At 34.3% G+C, this 5,023-nt stretch carries 6 protein-coding genes; 5 read left to right on the top strand and 1 reads right to left on the bottom strand.

What is annotated here, in order from left to right; all coding sequences use genetic code 11:
* Positions 1-40: 40 nt before the first annotated feature.
* On the bottom strand, positions 41-625 hold the full coding sequence (locus SGJ10_03200; protein ID MDZ4757132.1) for an ACP phosphodiesterase: 585 nt from the start codon (positions 623-625) through the stop codon (positions 41-43).
* Positions 626-780: 155 nt separating this feature from the next.
* Here SGJ10_03200 and SGJ10_03195 point away from each other — a divergent pair, with 155 nt between their 5' ends.
* The 5 genes from SGJ10_03195 to SGJ10_03175 all read left to right on the top strand — a co-directional run bounded on the left by SGJ10_03195 (position 781) and on the right by SGJ10_03175 (position 4,825).
* A complete protein-coding gene (locus SGJ10_03195) occupies positions 781-1,545 on the top strand; it encodes a queuosine precursor transporter (protein MDZ4757131.1) in 765 nt (254 codons plus the stop codon).
* On the top strand, positions 1,535-2,437 hold the full coding sequence (locus SGJ10_03190; protein MDZ4757130.1) for a hypothetical protein: 903 nt from the start codon (positions 1,535-1,537) through the stop codon (positions 2,435-2,437). Before SGJ10_03195 ends, SGJ10_03190 begins: the two co-directional genes overlap by 11 nt.
* A gap of 81 nt (positions 2,438-2,518) precedes the next feature.
* On the top strand, positions 2,519-3,907 hold the full coding sequence (locus SGJ10_03185; GenBank protein MDZ4757129.1) for a tetratricopeptide repeat protein: 1,389 nt from the start codon (positions 2,519-2,521) through the stop codon (positions 3,905-3,907).
* A 16-nt stretch (positions 3,908-3,923) separates the two neighbouring features.
* Positions 3,924-4,412 (top strand): hypothetical protein, encoded by a 489-nt coding sequence (locus tag SGJ10_03180; GenBank protein MDZ4757128.1) that lies wholly within the window; start codon positions 3,924-3,926, stop codon positions 4,410-4,412.
* An 8-nt stretch (positions 4,413-4,420) separates the two neighbouring features.
* The gene (locus tag SGJ10_03175; protein MDZ4757127.1) at positions 4,421-4,825 is read left to right on the top strand and encodes a DUF1801 domain-containing protein; all 405 of its coding nucleotides are present in this window, start codon (positions 4,421-4,423) and stop codon (positions 4,823-4,825) included.
* Positions 4,826-5,023: the final 198 nt, after the last annotated feature.

The following is a 5,023-nucleotide window of genomic DNA, read 5'->3' as shown; positions in this document are numbered from 1 at the left end:
TTCCAAGTGTTTTATTACTTAAAAAAAGAAGAAGCAATTATCATATATTCTTCAAATAATCCTTGCAAAAGGCTTGCAGTTGGGGGAAGAACACTTCAAAATCCTTTTCGTAAAATAAATAATCTCTTTCCAAATCATCGGCTGCGGTGGCCATATTGGAAGGGAAATTGGTGCGGCGTGACATGGCTTTCAGAATAAAATCCATCCCAGCTATTGTTCTATAGGCGGTGAGCCAATTTTCATTTTGCATATATACCAGCATATTTTGTGTACGCAATGGCAACATATTTTCATTGGCTTTAAGAATTTGAAACACATTATCCGCAAAAATATCGAGAGGCGTAGGGCTGAATTCATCAAATTTACTGGCCAGAAAATGATCCATAAATACATCGGCCACCACTGGTGTGTATTTGCTTTGTGTGTGCCGGAGCCGATCCTTGGTTTGCAATACAATGTGATGAGTGTCGGTAAAAGCATCAATAGCTCTATGCATGTGTATGCCTTTTGAAATTTCCTTATCTATGTGGTCTATTTGTCTGCCTTTCACATGGTCGGCTATGAAATTCCCAATAATGATAGGGTCTTCACTTCCGCTTAAAAAAAGGTGTGCTAAATAATTCATTAATTCTAAAGAACAGTTTTTTGCCATTTGTGTTTTAGCCTTAATTAAAACCTTAGGTGATGCACAAACGTAAGCAAAAGAAAATGAATTAGTTAATTATAAGGTATTTTCTATTAATTGATTTGGGTTTAAGTTGCAAGGCCAAAAATAGATACATGAACTTTACAGATACCGACTCACACAAGCGAAATACTTTATTCCTCATATTGGGTTCATTCTTTATTACCAATGCTTTGGTGGCAGAATTTATTGGAGCCAAAATATTTTCTTTGGAAGGCACCTTGGGCATCAACCCATTCGATATCAGTCTGCTAGGTAGCGAACATCTGTCATTCAATCTCACTGCGGGTGTGCTTCTGTGGCCACTTGTGTTTGTAATGACTGATATAATCAACGAATACTTTGGTAGCAAAGCCGTGCGGTTTTACAGTTACTTAGCCATTGCTATGATATTATATAGTTTTGTAATGGTTTTTGGGGCCATGAAACTACAACCTGCAGGTTTTTGGATTATGAAGGGAGACCTAAATATGGATATAGCTTATAATAGTGTTTATGGGCAAGGTCTATGGATAATTGCAGGAAGTATGGTTGCTTTTCTTATTGGTCAGTTGCTGGATGTTTCTATTTTTCACCGAATAAAACGGGCTACGGGTGAGAAATATATATGGCTACGAAGCACTGGTTCCACTTTGGTATCGCAGTTAGTGGATAGTTTTGTGGTATTGTATATTGCTTTTTATATAGGCAACGACTGGCCTTTGGAAAGGGTACTTGCCATTGCCACCATGAATTATATATATAAATTTGTGATAGCTTTACTCATGACCCCTGTTATATATTTGGTACATGGTATCATAGACCGATGGCTGGGCAAGGAATTATCGCATAAAATGATGCAGGCTGCACATGGTAAGTAATGGTAAAGTATTATATTTGCAAACTAACCAAATAAATTTCATGCACAAAAACGCTAAAATTATAATACCAATCTGTATATGTTTCCTGATGTTTTCTTGTACAGAGAATAATCGAAAAATTAAATCTGATTTAACAAAAGTTAAACTGATAGGCAAAGTTAAGGGAGTAACTTTTAATAGTTATTCATATACACGTCAAGAGATAGGGGCTGTTAAAGGAGATTTGGTTTCCAAATCTATATATAAGTATAACGAAAAGGGTATGGTAACCGAGTTTGTGGTAAATAATTTAAATGGAGGTTGGAAAAAAAAATCCGTACCTGTGTATGATGAAAACGGCCATAGGATAAGCAGCAGTGAATATTTTCCCGACGGTAGTTTGGAAAAATATTATGCCTATAAATATGATGACCAAGGAAATCAAATAGAAATTTCGATACATAAAGCCGATAGTAGTCTGTACGGTACAGCAATCAAAAAGTACGATGCGGCAGGCAATGAGATAGAATATAATGAATATAAACCGGATGGTAGTTTAAATGCCAGAGCAACTTATAAATATGATGCCCGGGGCAATGAAATAGGGTTGAATTATTATAACCCTGATGGAAGCGTTATACAAAAATTTACCAGAAAATATGATGACAAAAATAATATGACTGAATTAGTAATGTATGACGCAATAGATACATTAGTTGCTAAGTCTCTATATAAATATGATGCTTATGGAAATACCACCGAGGCAAACAGGTATAGGGCAGATGGAGGTTTGAGCACAAAATCTACATTCAAATTTGAATACGATAAAAATAATAATTGGATAAAAATGACCGAGTTGAATATAGAAAATATGCCAGTGAGAGAAGATGAGCGGCTTATAGAATATTATTGAGTAAAGAATACGGCTTAATGCTATAGACTTTTGTTTTTCAGTTATTTCCTTCTAGCTTTGCCAAGCTAAATAATTAATACCATGAAAAAACACCTATTGTTTTTATTCTTTTTATTTGTAAACTATATAGTAAGTTCCCAGAGTTTTGATAGCCTTATCACCCAAGGTGATGAATATTATAATTCGATGGATTATGAGAAGGCCATCGACTATTTTGGCAAAGCCATTGCCACCGACCCAAGCCAATCGAAAGGATACTGGTATAGAGGAGATGCCTACCGTGAAAGTGAAAAATATGTGGAGGCAATAAAAGATTATACCGAAGCTATTAAATTAGACCCTGCCAATTGGAAGTTTTACAGAAATAGAGGTCGTTGTTACACAAAATTAAGTGAATATTCCTTAGCATTAAAAGATTTTGATAAAGGTTTGGAACTGGAAAAAAGTGAAGCTGAGTTATGGAAATATCGTGGTGACTGTTATACAAAGATGGAAAAGAAAGATTTGGCATGTAGCGATTATCAAAAATCGTACGAACTTGATAAAACAGGAAAAGCAGAGGCAAAAGAATTGGCTTGCGAATGGACAAAAAACCTTGTTAAACCTTGTCCAACAGAGCCTTATAGATATGGCAATATAGAAGTGGATCCATTTACTGGAGCTATATTTATATGCAAAGGATTATCATATAATAAATTTGAACTGAAACCAGAAGAGGGTAATGGATTTATTACAGGACCAAAGCTAGGCATCGAATCTATTAAATTAAAATTGCTTGAGCCCAAAGGTTTTTGTGTCGATGATGAGGACAATGCATTTTCAGGACTAGGATTTGGATTATATAATGACAAAGATTCATCTTTGGGCGAAGCTGAAGATTTGTATAAAGACAGCAAAAAAGGATTGCCTCTGGAGTATCTCAAATCCTTGTCCATGACCCTAGGTTTTACAGATACTACCATCCTAAAATATGGGCAGAAATACACGGTGAAAGTACGTTTTTTTGATAAACGCGGTACCGCCGAAGCATTTATTATATTCCCGTTCACTATGGCAGCAAATACCGCAATTCATAATAATATTTCAAGTTCACATTCTTCGTTGGGCGTTGGTATTATGGGTGGTTATGTGGGAGCTTATATTGGAAAATTTACGATTATAGAAACCGCAACAAAAAAGGAGGCAAACCTTTTCCATCTAGCTGCCAATACCGATTATAAATTTAATTTGGAACAACTAAAAGATATAGGAAATAATATAAACTATACGTTAAGAGTAGTGGACAATAAGGGGAATATTGTAAAAGAAACCAATGCAAAAACTACCGTCACAAACGGCACAGGAGCTATCAATTTCACAACAAAAAATCTTGTAGCAACGCCAGCGGGATATAGTGTGTGGTTGAAGTTAGATGATGGTAAAGATAATAGTATTGGGTTGAGTATTCCTGTGATGTTTGATGGGAAATAATGAGTAGAAAAAGTTAATGAAATATATATCAATTATATTAATATTTCTTTCACTAAAATCACGCGGTCAAGAGACGATAAATAAGCGTACAGTCAAACTACTTGATTCGAGTAAAATAAGTAAAACAAAGCTTGTATTACTTATTGAAACTGATAGTTTTCAGGTTTTAACAAACTATAAATCTTTTTATACTAATATGAAAATTTGGACGGCTACTCATTCTGATTTAAAGGATGATAGTCTTCTATTTAAATATATATTGGCTGACACAATAAAAAAAATTATTAATGCTGCAGGTATTGCTCGAAATAATGATTTATCAGAAAGATTAAATTATAGGATAGGCGAATTAATAGAAGCTGGAAATTGTTTTATTTTTAATAAATATAAAAAGTTAAGGGAAAAGACAATTATTATTGTGAATTACGCTACTGTCGGTTATCAAGGTAGAAAATACTTTGTGAATTTTAGCATGTTATTAGATAATAAATTAATTATTTATTAGTGAATTATATGCAAAAAGAAAAAGTACAAATCTCAACTGTCGATGAATACATAGCCATGCAGCCCGAGCCACAGCAAACGGCTTTAAAAAAACTTAGAGAACTAGTTAAAAAAGCAGCTCCGAAAGCCGAAGAAGTAATAAGTTATGGAATGCCTGCATATAAGCTTCATGGTATGTTATTATACTATGCGGCTTATAAAAATCATTATGGCTTTTATGCCATGCCCGGTGCTATAGCTTCGTTCAAAGACAAACTAAAAGATTATAAACTTTCTAAAGGCACCATTCAATTCCCCGTAGACAAATCTCTGCCAACAAAATTGATTACAGATATAGTGAAATTTAGGATACAGGAAAACTTGGAAAAAGAAGCATTGAAAAATGCTGCCAAGGCGAAGAAAACAAAAAAATAAATATATGGAACAAGAATAGACCTCTTTCATAATTCGATTCTAATAAATATAAAGGTTTGAAACACGAATTTTAAAACTTAGAATGCTGCCCTTTTTTAGTTACAGCAGCCCGCTGCGGCGGGGTGGCAAAATAACAGCTCCCAAAAAATATAATTTGATAAATACTTTCCTTAACTATGGAAAATGCATACGAGTAGC

This window comes from Bacteroidota bacterium (genome assembly GCA_034439655.1).
Classification (GTDB): domain Bacteria; phylum Bacteroidota; class Bacteroidia; order UKL13-3; family UKL13-3; genus CANJUD01.
The sequence above is the reverse complement of the archived record's forward strand: the minus strand, read 5'-3'. Positions and strand labels throughout refer to the sequence as shown.

What these genes read in the sequence shown, in the direction of transcription:
- SGJ10_03200 (MDZ4757132.1), bottom strand. Translation starts at nt 625, where the DNA reads ATGAATTATTTAGCACACCTTTTTTTAAGCGGAAGTGAAGACCCTATC.
- SGJ10_03195 (MDZ4757131.1), top strand. Translation starts at nt 781, where the DNA reads ATGAACTTTACAGATACCGACTCACACAAGCGAAATACTTTATTCCTC.
- SGJ10_03190 (MDZ4757130.1), top strand. Translation starts at nt 1,535, where the DNA reads ATGGTAAGTAATGGTAAAGTATTATATTTGCAAACTAACCAAATAAAT.
- SGJ10_03185 (MDZ4757129.1), top strand. Translation starts at nt 2,519, where the DNA reads ATGAAAAAACACCTATTGTTTTTATTCTTTTTATTTGTAAACTATATA.
- SGJ10_03180 (MDZ4757128.1), top strand. Translation starts at nt 3,924, where the DNA reads ATGAAATATATATCAATTATATTAATATTTCTTTCACTAAAATCACGC.
- SGJ10_03175 (MDZ4757127.1), top strand. Translation starts at nt 4,421, where the DNA reads ATGCAAAAAGAAAAAGTACAAATCTCAACTGTCGATGAATACATAGCC.